This is a genomic window from Bacillus sp. DNRA2 (assembly GCF_012843265.1).
Classification (GTDB): domain Bacteria; phylum Bacillota; class Bacilli; order Bacillales; family Cytobacillaceae; genus Bacillus_BU.
On sequence record NZ_JABAIT010000007.1, the window covers coordinates 88,694 to 109,729 of the forward strand.

The window sequence follows — 21,036 nt, forward strand, 5'->3', positions numbered from 1 at the left end:
TTGTCGGGTGTAATCTGCCCTCTTTATCTTTGTGTTTAAGATTTAAAATTATGACAAACAATAAAAATATGTATATTCGCTTATGAAAGCCTTGCTTGCTAAATATTCTGGAAATTATCGTGTTCACAATAATGTTAGAAAGTTCACAGTAAAGATAAACACCTATTCTGTAAAATATCTGCGAGGGGGACTAAATACATGGACAAAGACGTTAAAATTTTAGTTGTAGATGATGAAGAAAGAATTCGCCGCTTATTAAAAATGTATCTTGAGCGGGAAGAATACATAATTGATGAAGCAGAGGACGGAAATGAAGCCCTTGTAAAAGCAATCGCCAATGACTACGATGTCATTTTGCTCGATTTAATGATGCCTGGCAAGGACGGAATCGAAGTATGTCGCGAATTACGTGACAAAAAATCTACTCCAGTCATTATGTTGACAGCAAAAGGTGAAGAGGTAAACCGCGTCCAAGGGTTCGAAGTTGGCACAGATGATTACATCGTGAAACCATTTAGCCCTCGTGAAGTTGTATTACGGGTGAAAGCGCTATTGCGCCGTTCTTCTCAGACTAGTTATTTACAAACTGAGACAACAACGAAGGATGTTATCGTTTTTCCTCATTTAACCATTGATAATGATGCGCACCGAGTAACTGCGGATGGAAAGGAAGTCAGCTTAACTCCAAAAGAATATGAATTACTGTATTTCCTTGCAAAATCACCTGATAAGGTATTTGATCGTGAACAATTACTAAAAGAAGTTTGGCACTATGAGTTCTTCGGTGACCTACGAACTGTTGATACTCATGTAAAGCGTTTACGTGAAAAATTAAATAAAGTATCTGAACAGGCAGCAAGAATGATTGTAACAGTATGGGGAGTCGGCTATAAATTCGAGGTTATTAATGAATGATGTTCTGGCGTAGTGTCGTAGGTAAACTGTGGTTTACTATTCTATTTCTAGTTTCTTTTGTACTATTCATACTAACAGTTATGTTACTTGAGTACTTTGATTATTATCATACGAACGAGACTGAAAAAGGATTGACAAAAACTGCATCACAAATGGCGTTGATTTTAGAAAATCATGATGAAATTAGTCAGGACGTTGGACTCGATATTGCCTTGGAACTAGTAGATAAGTTGTCAAGCGCGGTCGTCATCAAGGATCCAACGCATTATTATTTTTCACCAAACACTGAGAAATACGAGCAGCTTTCTGTTTCTTTTTTAATGAATGATAAGGATTTTTCGAAGGTATTTAATAATGAAAAAATCGTTAAGGAAATATCGGCAAAACAAAAAAACCCTGACCGTACTGAGGATGATTCACAAATTCTTGTAATTGGGGTACCATTCTTAACACAATCAGGTGAACATGGGGCTGTGTTTATCTACCAGCCGCTAAAGGTAATGCAGGAAACAACGCAAACGACAACAAAATTCATTCTGCTTGCTGCTGGTGTTGCCATTATCCTAACAACGATTTTTGCGTTTTTCTTATCAACGAGAATTACTGCCCAATTGAGAAAAATGAGGGAGGCAGCCTTTGAGGTTGCCAGAGGAAAATTTGATACAAAGATTCCTATTCTCTCTCATGATGAGATTGGAGAATTGGCAACAGCATTTAATCAAATGGGTCGACAATTAAAATTCAATATGAATGCGTTAAGTCAGGAAAAAGAACAACTTGCCAGTATCCTAAGCAGTATGGCAGATGGGGTTATTACATTTAATCGGGACGGGACGATTCTGATTACCAATCCACCTGCAGAGTTATTTTTACAAAATTGGTATTATGATCAAAACGACACCAATTCCAATATTGAAGCTGTTCCACAAGAAGTGATGGAATTGTTTCAGCTCGCTGTTAATACTGAAAAAGAGCAAATTGGTGAGGTAACTGTTCAAGGTTTATCATGGGTTATTATTGTCAGCCCGTTGTATAATAATAAATTCATTCGTGGTGCAGTTGCCGTTATTCGTGATATGACTGAAGAAAGACGACTCGATAAGTTGCGCCAAGATTTTATTGCTAACGTGTCACACGAGTTGCGCACACCAATCTCGATGATGCAGGGTTACAGTGAGGCCATTGTCGATGATATTGCAGGTTCCGATGAAGAAAAGAAAGAGTTTGCAAAAGTGATTTATGATGAGTCTTTACGAATGGGACGGCTTGTTAATGAATTGCTTGATCTCGCCCGAATGGAAGCAGGACATATTCAACTCACAGTAGAGCCAATCGAATTTAAACCGTATATACATAGGATTATTCGGAAATTCCAGGGCTTGGCTAAAGAAAAAGATGTAGCCTTAGCTGTAGAAGTGAAAAATGAAGAAGAAGTATTTGAAATTGATGCTGATCGCTTTGAACAAGTTATGACAAACCTCATCGATAATGCGATACGTCATACTCCAAGTGGTGGATCTGTTTCAGTAATTGAAAAAAGTGATGAACGAGGCTTTTTTATTGAAGTTCAAGATACTGGATCAGGAATACCGGATGAAGATTTACCATTTGTTTTTGAGAGATTCTATAAAGCGGATAAAGCTAGAACGCGAGGCCGCTCTGGAACAGGATTAGGCTTAGCAATTGTAAAGAATATTATAAGTGCTCATAAAGGCCAAATTACTGTGCAGAGCAAACAAGGTAGGGGAACGACGTTTTCGATTTTTCTGCCACGAAATACCGATTAATATGAACTATTATGGCGATTGTTCTTGATACACGGGAAACAATCCAAGTTTGATATGATAAAACCTATCCTTGTTTGGGATAGGTTTTTTACTGGAAATATGACAATAAAGCTAAACAACTTTCCTTTTCATTGGGATAACTCTATAGTAAAGAGTGTAACTTTTTATCCGATTTTGCCGACTAATATGTTAAACGGGGAGGGGATTCTAAAGTGGACTCCGTTTTCGAAGATTTATATACAAAATACCATCATGACGTTTTTCATTTTTTATTTTATATGGTAAGAAATCGTGAGCAAGCAGAGGACCTCGTCCAAGAGGTTTATATAAGAGTATTAAAATCATATGACCGGTTTGAGGGTAAGAGTAATGAAAAGACATGGTTATTTGCAATCGCCAAAAACGTAGCGATTGATCACTTTCGCAAACAAAAAGGTTGGAAGCGATGGATCCTATCCACTTTGGATGGGACAACCGTACAGGTGATGGATGATGAGCCTCTCCCTGAAGAAATTGCTATTCAAAGAGAAGAACTCAAGCTCATGTACCGATGCCTTAAATATTGTACGGTTGATCAAAAACTAGTTTTGGTGATGCGCTACATGCAGGATTTATCAATTGTCGAAACGGCAGCAATCCTCAAGTGGACCGAAAGCAAAGTGAAAACGACTCAACATCGAGCGTTAAAGACATTGAAAAAACATATGGAAGATTTAGCGAAAAAGGAGGGATTTGTTCATGGGTAACATGGATTGGAAGGACAAGCAACTTGAAAACCTTCTTCGCGAAATGCCAAAAATCAATGATAAACAAAATCCTCATGAACTTTATCAAGCCATTTCTCTCAAGCTAAATAAGAAAAGAACTTTTGGCATATTGATTCCTAGTATTGCCAGTCTCGCTGTTGTTATTTTATTCATGTTTTTTGGAAAACATCTTTTCTTCTTGGATAACCAAATTAATCATAAATCCAGTCAAGAATCGAAAATGATGGACAAAAGTGAGGAACAGCAAATTAACTTCAAAGACGAAGCTAATAGTGATAATCATCAAGAACAGTTTGATACAATGATGAAGACTGAACCGTTAAAAAAACCGTACCTGTTGCTTTATAAAGAGAATAATTCACAGCCTATGTTTGTACAAGCCCATGAGGGTGTCGCGACTTTTGAGGAAGCAATAGAGCTTATGCGAAATGATGAACCAAATCAAGGACTTACCGCTTCGATTCCTCCGGAGCTCCAAATTGGAAAAGTATCAGTTATTAGGGATCATGCTTTAGTTCAACTGACAAATCGTAACGAACTTCCACAAACCCAAGAGGTAAACTTTGCGTTTGAAGCAATCCTTTTATCTGCCAAGGAGTTCGGTTATTCGACCGTTGAATTTAAACATGATAGCCAAGCTGGAACTGGCGTTTTCCCCATTAATCAGCCAATCGAAGTACCAACAGCAGCCAATAATCAAGAAACTAAATAGATGTAAATGAGAGACTGGTCCTAATGGCTAGTCTCATTTTAATTCGAAAAATTCGTGCATAAAAAAGTGAAATTTCACCAAATAATAACAAGGTGTTTTAGATTACTATTATCAAAACATCATGGTTTTTGCAATGGGGAAAAGGTTAGGAGGCACGACATGCAACAAAATAAGAAATGGATACTGGTAGCTTGGATGATCGGGCTACTTATGAGCTTTGTGAGTATTGGAAATAGAGCAGTACATGCACAAGGTTCAGGGATTCGAAATCAAACTGTTCATTGGGTTTGGCCGTCGAGCGGTGTCATAACCGATTTATTCGGAACGAGAAGAGGGGTACATAAGGGGATTGATATTGCTTCAACAATGGGTTCACCCATTGTTGCTGTCGATGATGGGGTTGTCAGTAAATCGTATTACTCGAATTCGTATGGTAATGTCGTGTTTATCAAGCACACCAATAATTTTGAGACTGTTTATGCCCATTTAAAGTCTAGGGATGTCTCTGAAGGAAGGGTTGTTAAACAAGGGGAAATCATTGGAAAGATGGGTAATACCGGTGATTCTTCAGGTGTTCACTTACATTTTGAGGTTCACCAGGATGAATGGACTTACGATAAGCATAATGCAATAAATCCGGTATTAGCTCTCGGCGACATTGGAGTAGGAGCGAAGGTTATGGCTAATACGAGTAGAGTTATAGAGGTATCGGGTAGAACGCAGGAGGAAAGGTCCCAAGTTAACACAGCTAATCAAACCCCTTCTCAATCTCAAGCGGTAATTCACATCGTCAGACACGGGGAAACGCTATCGGCCATCGCTTTAAGGTATGGGACTACTGTCCAAGCTTTATTAACGATAAATGGTTTATCTAATGAACATAAAATCTTTGCACATCAAAAACTTACGATAAAATCAATTCAAAGTAACCGTTATGTGGTCCGGGAAGGTGATACTTTATCAGCGATTTCATTCAAAACTAGCACACCTATTGCTGAATTGAAAAATTGGAATCACCTTTCATCAGATAAAATTCTCCCAAAACAAGTACTGATTGTTCGATAAGAAAAGTCACTTTATTGAAAAAAGCCGTATTCTTTTGAGGAAAAGAATACGGCAGTTCTTTTTTACTGTTTAAGAAAGTATAAGTTTTGTACTAGTTTTAGTGTCTAGCTCCAGGCGCCATCGGCTCGAGGTCACAAGTCAATCCGTCCAGAAGGTAAAAAGCAACCTTCTGGACGGATTGACTTGTGCTTGTCGCCGATAAACGGGCGCCTTACGCTTTTCTTATAGGTTAATTCTTCTAGCGTTAACGATGTCTCCGCTTTCTAGTAAATTATTGATTAGTCCATCTGTTAAAGGTTTATCTGATGAGAGAACCATAATCGCTTCTCCACCTGCTTCTTTTCGGCCAACTTGCATCGTTGCAATATTGACTTCGTGATCGCCTAATATTTTACCAACTCGACCAATTACACCAGGACGGTCCATATGCTTAATAATCAGCAAATCTCCTTCTGGTAAGAAATCGATGTTAAATCCATTTAAGAAGACGATGCGTGGGCCATAATGGTCGATATAAGTGCCTCTGACAATGAAATCTTGATTATCTGCTTTAACGGAAACGGTGATGCTGTTACCGTATCCGAATGTGTTTGTTCCAATTTTTTCACCAATTGTAATCCCACGTTCTTTGGCAATTAACAGTGCATTAATTTCGTTGACTGAAACATCGACTCGATTTGTAAAAAATCCGGACAGTATCGCTTTTGTTAGATAAGAGATTTCCAATTCGTTGACTGTTCCAGCGAATGTTACAGAAATTTCGTTCACGCCTTCATTTACACATTGAGAAATCGTTGAACCTAATTGCTTACATAAATGGTGATAAGGCTGTATCTTTTGGAAGATATCTTTTGACATTGATGGGAGGTTAATTGCGTTCGCGACTGGTTTATCTTCTAGGAATAGGCGAACTTCCTTAGCCACTTGAATCGCCACATTTAATTGCGCTTCTTTGGTTGATGCACCTAAATGTGGGGTGAAAATGATATTGTTGAATTTAAATAAAGGGTGCTCTCCTGGTGGCTCGGTTACAAATACATCTAGGGCAGCTCCTGCAACGTGTCCGTTGCCTAAAAATACTGCCAAGGCTTCTTCATCAATAATTCCACCTCGCGCACAATTAAGGAGATATACGCCTTTTTTTGTTTTAGCTAAAGTTGTTTCGTTTAAAAGACCTTTTGTTTCTGGAGTTAATGGTGTATGAACAGTGATGATATCAGCGCTAACTAATACCTCATCTAATGAGCAGGAAGTTACTCCAAGCTGAGTAGCTCGCTCTTTAGTCAAAAATGGATCGAAAACATTAACAGACATGCCGAAGACACGAGCTCGCTTGGCGATTTCTGAGCCAATCCGACCCATGCCAATGATACCTAATGTTTTACCGTATAGTTCTGTTCCAACAAAATCATTTCGTCTCCACTCTAATTTTTTCACAGATTCATATGCTTGTGGAATGTTTCTCATAAGTGATGCCATCATCGCAAATGTATGTTCAGCGGTAGAGATAGTATTTCCATCAGGGGCATTAATGACCATAATTCCTCGTCTTGTTGCAGCCTGTATGTCAATGTTATCAACACCTACACCAGCACGGCCAACAATCTTCAGATTTGGCATTTTTTCCATTAGGTCTTCAGTAACCTTTGTGGCACTACGTACTAAAAGCGCATCAATTTGATCCAACTGGACTTCTGGATCAGTTACTTTCTTTTGAATGATGTTTGCCTCCGCCATTTCCAATAGTGGTTGCAAGCCTACTTCATTGATAGAATCTGCTACTAATATTTGGTACATTGATATCATCTACCTTTCATTTAGTAAAGGAGCAATTTTCTGATTATTTTACTAGAATAATGATTAGGTGTCAATTTAAAACTTTAAATGATTAATGCAGTAAAGTGATAAAAAATTTTTTAAGAAAAGCTGGTATCACTTTTTTAGTTAGAAGGCTTGTCGATACGGATAGAAGTGAAGAAAAATTGATGCCTACTGATAATATTCGCGGTTTAACACAGAAAAACCTCTTCTATTATCGAAGAGGTTTCTCTGGTAAGTAAGTATAAATGTTATTCGAACTTTGTAGGATTACCATCAAATGGTTCGTCAGCTACTTTGATAGAATCAGTTGGGCAGCCTTCGAAAGCATCCATCATATCGTCAATTAATACATCAGGAATTTCAACAATACCTTGGTTATCATCAAGAGTTACGAATGCAATTCCTTCATCATCGTAATCGTAGATATCTGGCGCTGCTGCACCACATGCACCACAAGCGATGCAAGTTTCTTTGTCAACAATAGTGTATTTTGCCATGAAAAAAAACCTCCCAAATAGTTCAACAAATATTAAAATTTTTTCCATTCCAAGAATGGAAAGCGTTCCCTTCTTTATTTTAAAGCTGTGAAGGCAACTTTTCAATAGTAAATTAAAATTGAACAATGTTTCTGTTAAGAAAAAAACGTAGAACGTCTTTGTTATTAAATTGCTGTAACGGAGCAAGATTATTCATGTTAAAATAAATGAAGTACAATCCTGTAATTTATTTTATTAATATAGCTTAAACTATCAGGTTAAGTCATTTTTTTAGGGAAGGAGTAGAAATGGTTGTTACATACCTTGAAACCGTCATTTTCTATTGTTTAAGACAAATCAATCAAGATCGAAGCGTATTTTCGATCCTTCATCTTTTAAATGGGAAAAAATCGTCACAAACGATCCAAGACGCTCATTTGTTTCAATTGACCAAATTTTTTCAAGCCTTTCCAATGATAACCAGATCTGATTTTATTAACTGTCTTGATAGAGCTGAGCAGGAAGGTTTTATTCAGCGGGTAGATGAACATGTTTATCATTTGACGACAGATGGTGAAGTAGAACTAAATAAGAATTTGGAAGAAAACCCATTCCCTCACCATCTAAATGGCTGGACCTACCATTCTTTGACCACAGTGTTTTGGGAAAGACTATCCTTATTCGTTCAAGTATGCTCTAACTTGGTTCATAACCAATCAGAATATATACCAGTTCAACGAAAACAGGATACACAGATTTGGTTAAAACGGACAATACAAGGTGTTAAGGTTAGTAAAGAGGAATTTGCCCGACAGTTATATCGAGAAATTTGCAGTTGTCTTGAGACAGAGCCTGATTTAAATCCAGGATTTTTGATTATTAGGCTATCGGGATATCAGCGATACGGGCTTACTAGTAAGCAAGCAGCTAATTTTTTCAACCAAGAAGAATACTACTACCACATGCAATTTTTAAATTTGCTTCATTTTATGATAAAACGAATCCATCAGATACCAGATACATTGCCATTATTGAATCTGATATTGACCGACTTAAACGAACCGGCGTCTTTTACGATTTCGACGGGTAAAACGTTTGCTTTGGTGAAAAGAGGATACACAATTGACGAGATTGCAGAGTTAAGAAACTTAAAGCGAAGTACAATAGAAGACCATCTTGTTGAAGTTGCATTAATGGATAAAACCTTTGATATTACCCCAATAGTTTCACTGGAAAAGCAAAAAATGATCATGTTAGCAAAAGAACAATCAAATTCAAAACAGTTAAAACTCATTCGCGAACTGACAAACGGAATTGACTATTTTGAGATTAGGCTGGTATTAGCGAAATTTGGTGATGATGGGAAATGACAATAACAGCGATTTTAAAAAAACACTTTCAATATGATGAGTTTCGACTAGGGCAGGAGGAAGTGATTACTTCTGTTCTATCAGGTCAAAATACGTTGGCGATGTTACCCACAGGGACAGGGAAATCGTTATGCTATCAACTGCCAGGTTATTTGCTAGAAGGTAAAGTGTTAATTGTTTCACCGTTACTGTCATTAATGCAGGACCAGGTTGAACAAATGAAAATGAAAGGTGAAAAAAGAGTGATTGCTCTTAACTCCTTTTTAACGCCTCTGCAGCGGAAAACGGCTTTAAGAAATATAGGATATTACAAGTTTTTATTTATCTCTCCAGAAATGCTACGGTTTGAGCCAATCATGAATGTATTACAACAACAACAAATAGATTTGTTTGTCGTTGATGAAGCGCATTGTATCTCACAATGGGGTTATGATTTTCGACCTGATTATTTAAAACTAGGTGAAATAAGGACTAACTTGAGGAATCCAGTAACGCTAGCTTTGACGGCTACGGCTACTGCCGAGGTTAGACGAGATATAAAAGCATCTCTCGAACTCGACCAATGTCAGGAAATAATTTATTCTGTTGATCGTCCCAACATCGCAATTAGTGTTGAAAAGGTTAATGACCAATCTGAAAAACTAGAGCGAATTCAGCAATTGGTTGATCAATTAACAGGACCTGGAATTATTTATTTTTCAAGCAAGCGCCTTGCTGAACAAGTTGCTACTTACCTGCAACAAATTCGTGGCGTCAATGTTATGGCTTATCATGGTGGCATGGAACAAGAACAGCGAATACTAATACAACAACAATTCTTACTTGGACAGCTCGATGTGATTTGTGCGACTAGTGCCTTTGGAATGGGTGTCAATAAGGAAGATATTCGCTTTGTTATCCATTATCATATGCCGTTACAGTTGGAATCATATTTGCAGGAAATAGGTAGAGCTGGTCGAGATGGGAAAAATAGTATGGCAATCTTGCTTTATTCCCCTGGTGACGAAGCGATGGCATTTCATTTAGCAGAGACGGAATTGCCGTCCATTGAGCAAATTAATTATTTAACAGCCGTAACGAATGGGGTTATCGAGTCAGTCATAGAAGCAAATAAAGCTTGGAAAGACTATGGTGGATTTACTGATATCCAGTGGCGTATAGTGGTTGATTTTTTACAAATGGCAAGTAATCAACAACTTCAAGGACCTTTTCAAGCATTAAAAATCTTTGTTGAAAATCGTCTGGCTATTAAAAGAGATAATATTACTTCGATGACTAGATTTATTAACACGGATACATGCCGAAGAGACGAGATTCTTACCTATTTCGGTGAGGGACGTTCTAACAATGAAGCAGTAAGGAATTGCTGTGATCAATGTGGGATAACATATGAGGATTTTAACTCAATAACAACATTATCCGAAACCAGGAAGGATAGTCAGACTAGGGATTTTGATTGGAAACAATACTTGTCAAATTTTTTGCTAAATGAGTGAGACAAAATAATGAAAAATCGATATACTGATTTGATAAAGGAACTCTCAGACCGAGAATTATTATTTCATCTATTCATTACACAAGTTATTTTGATGGTTGTAGCTGTCATTCTTGGCTTTATTTTATTCGATAATATCACTGATTTTTTTCAGCTATTTAATTGGAGCGATTTACACGTTATATTGGTAGGTGGTATAGCCGGTCTGACTGTTGTTCTGATTGATACAATTTTAACAAAAGTAATCCCTGAGCATATGTATTTTGATGGGGGATTAAATGAACGCATTTTCCAAAATAGGTCTGTGATTCAGATTGCCATCATTGCGGCGGTGGTTTCTTTTAGTGAAGAAATATTGTTTCGAGGTGTTATTCAGACACATTTTGGATTATTTTTATCAAGTTTGATTTTTGCAGCCATTCATTATCGTTATTTATTTAACTGGTTTTTATTGTTGAATATTATCATCCTAAGCTTTTTTATTGGTTTTATCTTTGAAGCAACAAATAATTTAGTTGTCACCATTTTTATGCATTTTCTTATTGATTTTCTTTTAGGATTAATGATTCGCATCAAACATTATAAATTAGAGAGAACAGGAAGATGTTCATGAATAGAGAAGATCCATATCGTCAAAAAACGGAGAGTACGAGAAGAAGAGTTGGTCGCACTACCATTCAAGAGCCTGTTAAAGCGGAAAGTTTGCCGCCTCGAAGTGAATTGCATCGAGAACGTCGGGCTAAGAAAAAGAAAAAGATTAATTTTCCATGGATTCGCCTTCAGGTTACCTTTTTTATTTTACTACCAATTATTATTTTTGTAATTTATACAAATAGAGACGCTATCTTCCCCGAAACAAAAACAACCGTCAAAGAAGAAAACGGTGGTTATGAGACAATATCAATTGATAATGAAAATAAGAAAGCTGAAGCTAAAGACAAGGATCATAAGGTCTCTGCAAAAAATAACAATTCTGATAGCAAACCAGCAGTTGATCCAAATTCGCCTGAACAGAATATAGAGACTCCAACTGACTCTAATCAAACTATTGAAAATAGTAATGTGTCTGTTCCTGATCAGAATCAGGCAGTCAGCTCTGATTCGGGACAAGCTGTTACACCACCTTCTACCGATACAACGGTAAATCAACCAGTTGAAAATACAATTGTAGAGCATACTGTTAAAACTGGCGAAACACTTTATCGGATTTCAGTAAATTACTTCGGGTCTTCAAATGCGAAATCAGGGATTCAAAAAATTAAAGAGGCTAATCATTTAACGAATGAAAGTATCAGAGTGGGACAAAAGTTAAAAATACCAAAATAAGCTAATCTACTCCAACTAGGATGAACTGGTTGGAGTTTTTTATGTATGGGATTTTTACTTTAAGTACTTTTAATCATTCATAATTTCCGGACAAGTTCATACAATGTATGGAAGATGGAGGGATTGCAATGGGAGAGTCAATTCTGAGTTTAGATGAACGTACGGATCCTGCAACGAAACAAATCCTAATGAATGTGATAAAGCGTAAGCAAAAATTTGACCAACTAAAACAAAAGCACTTGTTTATCATGTCGTGCACTTTACTGTTGGTCTTTTGCTATATGGTGTACTTATACAATTCAATCGTTAGCCCTTACTACTATTCTTTTGCAAAGATGTTTTCGGTTTTTGTTGATAATTCATTGAACTTAATCTTCCTCATTATCACTGTAGGAACTTATGGGTTAATGAATTTATTTCGAAATAAACGTGAAAAGGCCGAGAAAGAATATCATGCATTAAGGTGTGAAATTATTGATAAAAGCAAGGATTTATGGAGACAAGATGAAGCTTGGAGCAATCGCCATCTTGTCTTTGAAATGATGAAGAAAAACTATGATATAAATTTGTATCATGAAAATAAATAAGAATAAGGCTTGGAGATTTGAATCTTCAAGCCTCGAGGATTATTAAAAAAACTGTTTTTTTCCTTGTTCTTCTTTAAGTATTTCCACTGCCTCACGGAATCTTTGTGAGTGAATGATTTCTCTTTCTCGTAAAAATCGTAATCCATCATTTAAATCGGGGTCATCGCTCATGTTTATAATCCACTGATAGGTAGCTCTGGCCTTTTCTTCGGCTGCAATATCTTCGTATAAATCAGCAATTGGATCGCCTTTTGCCTGGATATAAGTGGCTGTCCAGGGCACTCCGGCTGCATTGTGATAGAACAATGCTTTATCATTATTCGCATAATGTCCATCTAATCCGGCAGCAATCATTTGCGCTGGTGTGGCGTCTTTTGTGAGTTTATAGACCATCGTGGCAATCATTTCCAGGTGTGCGAACTCTTCGGTTCCAATATCAGTTAGTAAGCCAATTACTTTATCTGGGATGGAATAGCGTTGGTTTAAATAACGGAGTGCTGCAGCTAACTCTCCGTCGGCTCCACCATATTGTTCAATCAAAAATTTTGCTAGCTTTGGGTTACAGGTGCTAACCCGGACTGGATACTGCAGCTTTTTTTCATAGATCCACATTGCTCTAACCTCCCAAAAAAAGATTCCCGAGCCGCTTCCGCTTTTAATCTATCCAGCTGCAGCGGCTAGCCCCTCGAGTCGCTTCGGTCAATCCGATGAAGTCAAAAAGACGACTTCACCGTCTTGCCCTCCAGCGCTTTTCGGGGCTGAACGAGCCGCTTCCGCTTTTAAACTATCCAGCTGCAGGCGCCTTCCGCTCTTAAACCTGCCAGGGCCATGGTGGGTCGTTCCAGTTCCATGGATTTCCTGAGTAGCTGTTACCGTATTGTTGTAGGGGGCCGAATTGCCCTTCAATCACCTTCTTTAACCTTTTTCTTTCCTTGGCACATTGGTTGAACTGATTAATCGCTTCCGTATCCTGGGGATGGGTGTCTAAATAAAGAGTTAATTCAACCAGGACAAAATCAACGGCCTGCAATTGTTCCATCAATTGGTAATACTCAGGAGGAAGCTGTTTCATCACGATTTACCCCCTTTGGCCGTTCGTATGGACCGTACCATGGATCGTAAAAAGGCTTCCACAGTGTCCCGGCTCTTAGCGCTTCAAAGGCTGAAAATTGTGGCAGACCCGGCGGCTGGAACCCCATATAAAGATTAGGTGGTGTGGAAAAAGATTTAACTTTTATGGGAGGGCAGGGGTCAAATGGGCTGACATACGGATACCATTTCTTCATAGGTGTTGACATAAAGACCTCCTTAAAAAGTAATTTCACAAGGGTGATTTGAATCTTCAAAGTCATAGCATAAAAGCAATGTCATAGAGAATGTGACAATTAATTGTATGCGATATGGAAACTAATCATGAATAAGATTAATTGTTGACAACCTGCCAGTTCATAATTCTGACTAACTTTTGGATGATAAAGCTGAAATTGATAGAGGATAATAAGATTAGGTACATTTTGGCTTTCATACTGGGAGGGTAAAGAATATGTTCGTTAAAAGTATTATGATTCCAAAGCACCATTGTATAACCGTAAACGGAGATGATCCTTTACAATTAGTTTTAGAAAAGATGGAAGCTCATCAAATCGATGGCATTCCAGTGTTAAATGGCGAAGAATATATTGGTGTAGTGACCAGATTTAATATTTATCGAGGCTTCTTTGAATCCGAGCTACAAAAGGTAGATTATTTGCAACAAACAAAAGCAAATGGAAGAGTTTCGTTTCAAGATAAGTATTTAACTGGAAATGAATTGTTTGAAGCAACATTATTGGATTTAAAGGATTTTCCGCTCATTGCGGTATTAGATAACAAAAAACATTTTAAAGGGATTGTAACGAGGGCAGACGTACTTGAACAATTTCAAAGTGCATTTGGAAATAAGCGTCCAGGTGTTAGAATTGCCTTTACATCAGCAGAATCCGAAGGAAGAATTGCCCGCTTAGCAGAAATCGCACAATCATATCATGAAAGGATTATTTCATTTGTAACTTTTGATGAAACCGATCAACTTGTTCGCAGAATCGTTATGAAAATTGAGAAAAATGCCAATATCGAAAAGTTTATTAAAAAGCTTGAGGATTCTGGTTTTAGAGTATTATCTATTCATGAGGATTAAAAAAGAATCGTAAACAAAAAGTATCCCTTCATATAGTATAATGGAGGGATTTTTTTGATAAAATTTATATTTCAATTAATGTTGGGTTTCTTTTGTGGCATCCTTATGATTAAATGGTTTCCATTAACTTTTCCAATCGATGCGTCCGAGCTGTTTGTATCGTTTGTGTTTCATCCACTCGAATTTTTTGCAGCTAGTATCATGTTTATTATTGGAATTATTGTGAATGGTAAAATCATTAATAGTATGATCACCATTCTCGTTACAGCAGTTAAAAGAAGAAATATCCCGTTCCGGAAATTTACTCTGGGTATTGTCTTGCTTGTTGTTTATGCGGCTTTATTGAAAGTGGGATTTTGGCAAACGCTAGCACTGTTATCTTTTTCCATCGCGTATGGTATTATTTCATTAGACTTTCGGAAGGAAAACACGCTTTAGGAGGAAATATGATCATTATTGGCAGCGTGCTAGGTTTAGCATTCCTATTCATTATATATATGCTTAAAGAGGCATTTTCAAATCGGGTCCTCCTTCATCACTTGCAATTTAACGATCAAGCTAATGTTTCATCAATTAGAATATTCTTCATTTCTGATATTCATCGGCGTATCATTGCTGAAAAAATTATCTCAACAGCACTTGGGAAAACGGATATCGTAATTATTGGAGGAGACTTAGCCGAGGGGAATGTACCTTTGTCCAAAGTGAAACGGAATCTTGAAAAATTATCTCAGCTTGGACCTATCTATTTCGTTTGGGGAAATAACGATTATGAAATAGATATTAATAAATTTGAAGCGCTTTTATTGGAGCAACACGTAACGATTCTGAAGAACACAGCAACTACACACGTGTCTAGTAATGGTTTAAAAGTGAACTTAATCGGGATTGATGATCTTGCCCAAGGTGAACCAGATTTGGAACGTGCCATCAATCAGGCGGAGAAAACAGGACTGCGACTGTTGCTGAGTCATAATCCGAAAATCATTGAAAGGATTAGCGAATTGCATAATATACAACTCGTTTTATCCGGGCACACACATGGTGGTCAAATTCGCTTTCTAGGTTTTGGAATGTATGAAAATGGTGGCATAAAAAAAGTTGGTAACACTTTGCTTTTTGTCAGTAACGGATATGGTACAACTGCACTGCCCTTTAGATTGGGTGCGAAGGCACAAACTCATCTCATTACGCTTTCCAAATAAAGTAGCAATACCGATAAGCTCCATTAATACAACTCACCTTCTTGGAAAAATCACATACATTAACATAAGAGCTTTTGTTCACGGCAGGGGGCTGCATCATGCGCTTGGAAAGATTAACGTACAATAAAATCAAATTTTTTCTCACAACCGATGATTTGTATGATCGAGGCTTATCGAAGGAAGATATTTGGATTGATTCATTAAAATGGAATCAATTATTCCATGATATGCTTGCGGAAGCAAATGAGGAGTTCGGGATGGAGTTTCAAGGAACGATTGCTGTAGAAATGTATTCACTACAAGCCCAGGGAATGGTTATGATTTTAACAATGGAAGAGACTAACTACGATGAAGAATCACTTGAGGATGTTTTCATTGAAATGCAGGTAACCATTGAAGATAGTGAAGAGGTATTATTTGAGTTTACTTCGATTGAAGAAGTGATTCAATTATCAAAACGATTTATGATGATGAAATTATTCGGCGGAAGCCTTTATTCAATGAATGAAAAATATTACCTTTTATTTGATAAAATCGATGCAGATGACAAAAATAAATTGATATCTGTATTAGCGGAGTATGGAGACCCGTCTCTCCTCAGCGTCCATCGCTTAATGGAGTACGGAAACTTAATCATTAATCATAAGGCGATTGAAACAATTGTCGATTATTTCTAAAATATGGGGCTATTTGCCTCTTTTTTGTTTTTTAATAATTTTTGAATCATAAAGGAAATGGTGAATTCTCCGTTGAATAGTTGAATATATGAATATAGAAACGGTTTGTGCTCAATGTTTTGTCTGAAGGATTCATTCTTGCATAAATCGTTTTTAGGTGTATACTCTTGTATAATGAGCGGATACCTACGCTAAAGTGACTTTTAGGAGGTTTATTAATGGTAGCCGAGAAAGGTCCTGCTAACAGAGAAAAAGGCGAAAAACATGACGTATTAACATCTACACAAACGGTCATTCATAGAGCATTAGAGAAGCTTGGATATCCAAGTGAAGTTTATGAGTTATTAAAGGAACCAATGCGAATGATGACAGTAAAAATTCCGATTCGCATGGATGATGGTTCAGTTAAAATATTTACCGGATATCGCGCGCAACATAATGATTCAGTCGGTCCAACTAAAGGAGGCATCCGCTTCCATCCACATGTAACCGAGCGGGAAGTTAAGGCACTTTCGATTTGGATGAGCTTGAAATGCGGAATTGTTGATTTACCTTATGGTGGAGGAAAGGGCGGTATCGTCTGTGACCCACGGGATATGTCGTTTAGAGAGTTAGAGCGATTAAGTCGAGGTTACGTCCGTGCAATAAGCCAAATTGTCGGACCAACAAAAGACATCCCTGCACCAGATGTATTTACTAATTCGCAAATTATGGCTTGGATGATGGATGAGTATAGCCGCATTGATGGGTTTAATTCACCGGGGTTTATTACAGGAAAGCCACTTGTATTAGGTGGTTCGCATGGACGAGAGTCAGCAACGGCGAAAGGTGTAACCATATGTATTCGCGAGGCAGCTAAGAAAAAAGGCATCAAGCTTGAGGGTGCACGTGTTGTCGTTCAAGGGTTTGGGAATGCTGGAAGCTATTTGTCTAAATTCATGCATGATGCTGGAGCTAAAATTATCGGGATATCTGATGCTTATGGTGCACTTTATGATCAGGATGGCCTGGATATTGATTATTTACTTGATCGTCGTGATAGCTTTGGAACAGTAACAAAATTATTCAATAATACCATTACGAATAAAGAGTTATTGGAACTAGATTGTGATATTCTCGTTCCAGCTGCAATTGAAAATCAAATAACAGAGGAAAATGCCCAAAATATTAAAGCGCGTATCGTCGTTGAGGCAGCTAACGGTCCAACAACGTTGGAGGCGACGCAAATATTATCCGACCGTGACATTTTGCTAGTTCCTGATGTATTAGCATCTGCAGGTGGCGTAACGGTTTCTTATTTTGAGTGGGTTCAAAATAATCAAGGTTATTACTGGACCGAAGAGGAAGTAGCAGAAAAACTCGAAAAGGTCATGGTGAAATCTTTTAATAGTATTTATGAAACAGCAAAAACCCGTCGAGTTGATATGAGATTAGCCGCATACATGGTTGGGGTAAGGAAAATGGCTGAAGCTAGCCGGTTCCGTGGTTGGATTTAGTATATTTTTCTTTTAATTAGATATAAGAATACAAGTGATGGTTGCTTTTTAACAGGACAAGTTAAACCAATAAATAATTGTCGTTGAATACTAATCAGCAATCTCCTATAGCGAATAGGAGATTCTTTATTTTAAGGGAGTGAGTTGCTCTATGCAACAGGAAGAAATCATTATTGTTGGGGCTGGCCCATGCGGATTATCAGTAGCCATTGCCCTACAGGAAATAGGGATTAATCCTCTAATAATTGAAAAAGGGAACGTTGTGAATGCCATTTACCATTATCCAACACATCAAACCTTTTTTAGTACGAGTGAAAAGCTAGAAATTGGAGATGTCCCCTTTATTACGGAAGAGTACAAACCTAGACGGAATCAAGCGTTGGTTTATTATCGGGAAGTAGTCAATCGGAAAAAATTGCGCATTAATGCCTACGAGCTTGTCCAGTCTATTACGAAAACCGGCGAGCAATTTTCCATAAAAACCGACAAACAGGAGTATTCGGCTCGATACGTTGTGATTGCAACAGGATATTATGACCATCCAAATTATATGAATGTACCTGGTGAAGATTTACCTAAGGTATTTCACTATTTTAAAGAAGCGCATCCGTATTTTGATAAAGATGTAGTTGTTGTTGGTGGGAAAAACTCCAGTGTTGATGCTGCGATTGAGCTAGTAAAGGCTGGTGCTAGAGTAACTGTGATTTATCGTGGAAATGAATATTCCCCTAGCATTAAGCCGTGGATTTTGCCAGAATTTGAATCGTTAATCCGACATGGAAAAATCACGATGGAATTTAATTCGCATGTTAAAGAAATAACTCAAAATCAAATTACGTATACAAAAGCTGGTGAAAAAATAACGATTTCGAATGACTTTGTATTTGCCATGACGGGCTATCACCCTAATCATCAATTCTTGAAAAACATAGGAATTGAAATTGACGCGCAATCTGGACGTCCTTTTTTTGATTCAGATACAATGGAAACCAATGTAAAAGGTGCGTTTATCGCGGGTGTTATTGCAGCAGGTAATAATGCTAATGAAATATTTATTGAGAATGGCCGTTTTCACGGTGGACTCATTGCAGAAGCTATTTTAGCAAAACAGATAAAAGCATAATTGAGCTCTGATAAGCTGTCGTATAAGTGAATAACAGTAACTATTCCATAAAGAAGTAATTTTCATTCTTAATCATCCATGTTACGATAGTATAAATAGATTGAAATGAGGGCACCTCATGCTAGGGATACTATCTGCAGGAATCGCTCCTGGTGCAGCATTATTAAGTTACTTTTATTTAAAAGATCAATATGGCTCAGAGCCTTTTTCAGTGGTGCTAAGAACATTTTTGTTCGGGGCATTCTTAGTGTTTCCTCTAGCTTTTATCCAATATATATTTGGTGCCGAAAATATCGGACAGTCAGAATTAGTTAATGCATTTGTGTTGACCGGATTTCTGGAAGAGTTCTTTAAATGGTTTATCTTAATCTACACAGTGTATCAGCATGTTGCTTTTGATGAACCATATGATGGAGTTGTATACGGAGCTGCTGTTTCATTGGGGTTTGCAACCGCAGAAAATTTAGTGTTTTTACTAGCAAACGGCCTAGAACATGCACTTGGACGGGCGTTTTTGCCGGTATCTAGCCATGCGTTATTTGGAGTGATTATGGGCTTTTACATTGGCAAAGGCAAATTTTCGGATCATTCGAATCGAAAGTGGTTAGCTTTATCATTAATTGTCCCTTTTCTTTTGCATGGGGTCTACGACTATATTTTGTTAATTCAACAAAAGTGGTTGATGATGATGGTTCCATTTATGATTTTCTTATGGTGGTTGGGTTTAAGAAAAGTGAAAAAAGCACGTCTATTAAGTACCATTCACTTTCAAAAAGATCTTTATATTAATAAAACAGAATATACATCTAAATAATATTTAAGTAAGGATTGATCACACTGATCAATCCTTTTTTATTTATGATTAAAAACTTCGTATATAGTTTTTTGCATAAAAACCCAGTCTCTACGAAAAATAGGGTTAAGAAAAGATTTCATCTGGGGGTAACTTCAATGAGAGTAAACATGTTATCGATAAAATTAATCATTAGTTTTTTGTTTTTATTTCAGTTTGTATTTTTTCAGGTGAAAGACCACCAGGTACAGGCATTTACAAATCAAGTAATTCAACGCGGTGCAACTGGGGAAGATGTTGTTGAATTACAAGCGAGATTACAATATATCGGTTTTTATAATGGCAAAATCGATGGAGTTTTTGATTGGAAAACTTACTGGGCATTGCGGAACTTTCAATATGAATTCGGACTGCCTATTGATGGATTGGCAGGTTCTAACACAAAAGCGAAGCTTGCAAAAGCAACAAAATATGATAGGAAATTTGTTAATAGCAATATAGATAAAGGTAATAAATTCAGCCATTATGGCGGGGTTGATTTGAATAAACAGTCAGGACCAACACAACAAAAGGCAACACCGCAACCGAAGGCACCAGCACCAGCCCAGCCAAAAACGCAGACTGCGCCACCACAAAAAGCACCAGCGCCAGCCCAACCAAAAACACAGGCAGCGCCACAGCCGAAGGCACAAGTACCAGTTCAACCAAAAACGCAAGCTGCACCGCCTGCGAAGACGCAAGCACCAGCTCAGCCAAAAACGCAAGCTGCACCACCGGCGAAGGCGCCAGCGCCAGCTCAGCCAAAAACACAAGCTGCACCACCGGCAAAGCAACAGCAAGCACCGAAACCAACAGCAACAAATACACCAAATGGTTTTTCTCAAAATGATATTAAATTGTTAGCAAATGCGGTTTATGGAGAGTCACGCGGTGAACCTTATATTGGCCAGGTTGCTGTTGCTGCGGTTATATTAAATCGAGTTCAAAGTGCGAGTTTTCCCAATACGGTTTCCGGGGTTATTTTTGAGCCTGGCGCATTTACCGCAGTTGCCGATGGTCAGATTTGGTTAACTCCAAATGAACAAGCCAAAAAAGCAGTCATAGATGCGATTAATGGCTATGATCCAACCGGTGAGGCAATTTATTATTTCAATCCTGCAACAGCTACAAACGGTTGGATATGGTCGAGACCACAAATTAAGAAAATCGGTAAACACATATTTTGTAAATAGTGAGGTGAATCGA

22 protein-coding genes and 1 pseudogene are annotated in these 21,036 nt (G+C 37.6%); 18 read left to right on the plus strand and 5 right to left on the minus strand.

Annotated elements, in window-relative coordinates; all coding sequences use genetic code 11:
* Nucleotides 1–198: 198 nt before the first annotated feature.
* The 5 genes and pseudogenes from HHO41_RS08215 to HHO41_RS08235 all read left to right on the plus strand — a co-directional run bounded on the left by HHO41_RS08215 (nt 199) and on the right by HHO41_RS08235 (nt 5,246).
* The gene (locus HHO41_RS08215) at nt 199–915 is read left to right on the plus strand and encodes a response regulator (RefSeq protein ID WP_169097354.1); all 717 of its coding nucleotides are present in this window, start codon (nt 199–201) and stop codon (nt 913–915) included.
* Nucleotides 912–2,702: an ATP-binding protein gene (locus HHO41_RS08220; protein WP_169097356.1), complete on the plus strand. Its 1,791-nt coding sequence runs from the start codon at nt 912–914 to the stop codon at nt 2,700–2,702. Before HHO41_RS08215 ends, HHO41_RS08220 begins: the two co-directional genes overlap by 4 nt.
* A 200-nt stretch (nt 2,703–2,902) precedes the next feature.
* Nucleotides 2,903–3,448: pseudogene (sigX, locus tag HHO41_RS08225) on the plus strand (RNA polymerase sigma factor SigX); the annotation flags it as partial.
* A complete protein-coding gene (locus HHO41_RS08230) occupies nt 3,441–4,181 on the plus strand; it encodes a hypothetical protein (protein WP_169097360.1) in 741 nt (246 codons plus the stop codon). The pseudogene sigX and the gene HHO41_RS08230, both read left to right, overlap by 8 nt.
* A gap of 159 nt (nt 4,182–4,340) precedes the next feature.
* Entirely contained in the window at nt 4,341–5,246 is a 906-nt protein-coding gene (locus tag HHO41_RS08235; protein WP_169097362.1) for a peptidoglycan DD-metalloendopeptidase family protein, read from the plus strand.
* A 222-nt stretch (nt 5,247–5,468) separates the two neighbouring features.
* Here the strand turns inward: HHO41_RS08235 and serA are convergent, their stop codons facing one another.
* The gene (gene serA / locus HHO41_RS08240; RefSeq protein ID WP_169097364.1) at nt 5,469–7,043 is read right to left on the minus strand and encodes a phosphoglycerate dehydrogenase; all 1,575 of its coding nucleotides are present in this window, start codon (nt 7,041–7,043) and stop codon (nt 5,469–5,471) included.
* 272 nt (nt 7,044–7,315) lie between these two features.
* Nucleotides 7,316–7,564 carry a ferredoxin gene (locus HHO41_RS08245; RefSeq protein ID WP_147533824.1) on the minus strand — a complete coding sequence of 83 codons (249 nt, stop codon included), beginning with the start codon at nt 7,562–7,564 and terminating at the stop codon, nt 7,316–7,318.
* Nucleotides 7,565–7,851: 287 nt separating this feature from the next.
* Between HHO41_RS08245 and HHO41_RS08250 the strand changes: the two genes are divergently transcribed.
* The 5 genes from HHO41_RS08250 to HHO41_RS08270 all read left to right on the plus strand — a co-directional run bounded on the left by HHO41_RS08250 (nt 7,852) and on the right by HHO41_RS08270 (nt 12,321).
* Complete coding sequence (locus HHO41_RS08250) at nt 7,852–8,913, plus strand: YpbB family protein (protein ID WP_169097366.1); 1,062 nt, start codon at nt 7,852–7,854, stop codon at nt 8,911–8,913.
* Nucleotides 8,910–10,409, plus strand: coding sequence for a RecQ family ATP-dependent DNA helicase (locus HHO41_RS08255; RefSeq protein WP_169097368.1), 1,500 nt, complete (start codon nt 8,910–8,912; stop codon nt 10,407–10,409). The genes HHO41_RS08250 and HHO41_RS08255 overlap by 4 nt, the downstream gene beginning before the upstream one ends.
* A gap of 9 nt (nt 10,410–10,418) precedes the next feature.
* Complete coding sequence (locus tag HHO41_RS08260) at nt 10,419–11,021, plus strand: CPBP family intramembrane glutamic endopeptidase (protein WP_169097370.1); 603 nt, start codon at nt 10,419–10,421, stop codon at nt 11,019–11,021.
* Entirely contained in the window at nt 11,018–11,734 is a 717-nt protein-coding gene (locus HHO41_RS08265; RefSeq protein WP_169097372.1) for a LysM peptidoglycan-binding domain-containing protein, read from the plus strand. Before HHO41_RS08260 ends, HHO41_RS08265 begins: the two co-directional genes overlap by 4 nt.
* 128 nt (nt 11,735–11,862) lie before the next feature.
* Nucleotides 11,863–12,321 carry a YpbF family protein gene (locus tag HHO41_RS08270; protein ID WP_169097374.1) on the plus strand — a complete coding sequence of 153 codons (459 nt, stop codon included), beginning with the start codon at nt 11,863–11,865 and terminating at the stop codon, nt 12,319–12,321.
* 42 nt (nt 12,322–12,363) lie between these two features.
* Here the strand turns inward: HHO41_RS08270 and HHO41_RS08275 are convergent, their stop codons facing one another.
* The 3 genes from HHO41_RS08275 to HHO41_RS08285 all read right to left on the minus strand — a co-directional run bounded on the left by HHO41_RS08275 (nt 12,364) and on the right by HHO41_RS08285 (nt 13,619).
* Complete coding sequence (locus tag HHO41_RS08275; RefSeq protein WP_169097376.1) at nt 12,364–12,933, minus strand: manganese catalase family protein; 570 nt, start codon at nt 12,931–12,933, stop codon at nt 12,364–12,366.
* A gap of 199 nt (nt 12,934–13,132) precedes the next feature.
* Complete coding sequence (locus tag HHO41_RS08280; protein WP_169097523.1) at nt 13,133–13,393, minus strand: spore coat protein CotJB; 261 nt, start codon at nt 13,391–13,393, stop codon at nt 13,133–13,135.
* The gene (locus HHO41_RS08285; RefSeq protein WP_169097378.1) at nt 13,374–13,619 is read right to left on the minus strand and encodes a spore coat associated protein CotJA; all 246 of its coding nucleotides are present in this window, start codon (nt 13,617–13,619) and stop codon (nt 13,374–13,376) included. The genes HHO41_RS08280 and HHO41_RS08285 overlap by 20 nt, the downstream gene beginning before the upstream one ends.
* 245 nt (nt 13,620–13,864) lie before the next feature.
* On the opposite strand from HHO41_RS08285, the gene HHO41_RS08290 reads away from it, so the two are divergent.
* From HHO41_RS08290 to HHO41_RS08325, 8 genes are all read left to right on the plus strand, one after another.
* Nucleotides 13,865–14,497: a CBS domain-containing protein gene (locus tag HHO41_RS08290; RefSeq protein WP_169097380.1), complete on the plus strand. Its 633-nt coding sequence runs from the start codon at nt 13,865–13,867 to the stop codon at nt 14,495–14,497.
* A gap of 54 nt (nt 14,498–14,551) precedes the next feature.
* Entirely contained in the window at nt 14,552–14,935 is a 384-nt protein-coding gene (locus tag HHO41_RS08295; protein ID WP_169097382.1) for a hypothetical protein, read from the plus strand.
* An 8-nt stretch (nt 14,936–14,943) separates the two neighbouring features.
* Nucleotides 14,944–15,702 carry a metallophosphoesterase gene (locus tag HHO41_RS08300; RefSeq protein ID WP_169097383.1) on the plus strand — a complete coding sequence of 253 codons (759 nt, stop codon included), beginning with the start codon at nt 14,944–14,946 and terminating at the stop codon, nt 15,700–15,702.
* A 98-nt stretch (nt 15,703–15,800) separates the two neighbouring features.
* Nucleotides 15,801–16,379 carry a genetic competence negative regulator gene (locus HHO41_RS08305; RefSeq protein ID WP_169097385.1) on the plus strand — a complete coding sequence of 193 codons (579 nt, stop codon included), beginning with the start codon at nt 15,801–15,803 and terminating at the stop codon, nt 16,377–16,379.
* Nucleotides 16,380–16,597: 218 nt separating this feature from the next.
* Nucleotides 16,598–17,875 (plus strand): Glu/Leu/Phe/Val family dehydrogenase, encoded by a 1,278-nt coding sequence (locus HHO41_RS08310; RefSeq protein ID WP_169097387.1) that lies wholly within the window; start codon nt 16,598–16,600, stop codon nt 17,873–17,875.
* A gap of 151 nt (nt 17,876–18,026) precedes the next feature.
* The gene (locus HHO41_RS08315; protein WP_169097389.1) at nt 18,027–18,998 is read left to right on the plus strand and encodes a YpdA family putative bacillithiol disulfide reductase; all 972 of its coding nucleotides are present in this window, start codon (nt 18,027–18,029) and stop codon (nt 18,996–18,998) included.
* A 118-nt stretch (nt 18,999–19,116) separates the two neighbouring features.
* Nucleotides 19,117–19,812 (plus strand): glutamic-type intramembrane protease PrsW, encoded by a 696-nt coding sequence (prsW, locus tag HHO41_RS08320; RefSeq protein WP_169097391.1) that lies wholly within the window; start codon nt 19,117–19,119, stop codon nt 19,810–19,812.
* A gap of 137 nt (nt 19,813–19,949) precedes the next feature.
* On the plus strand, nt 19,950–21,023 hold the full coding sequence (locus HHO41_RS08325) for a cell wall hydrolase (protein ID WP_169097393.1): 1,074 nt from the start codon (nt 19,950–19,952) through the stop codon (nt 21,021–21,023).
* The last annotated feature ends 13 nt before the right edge of the window (nt 21,024–21,036 follow it).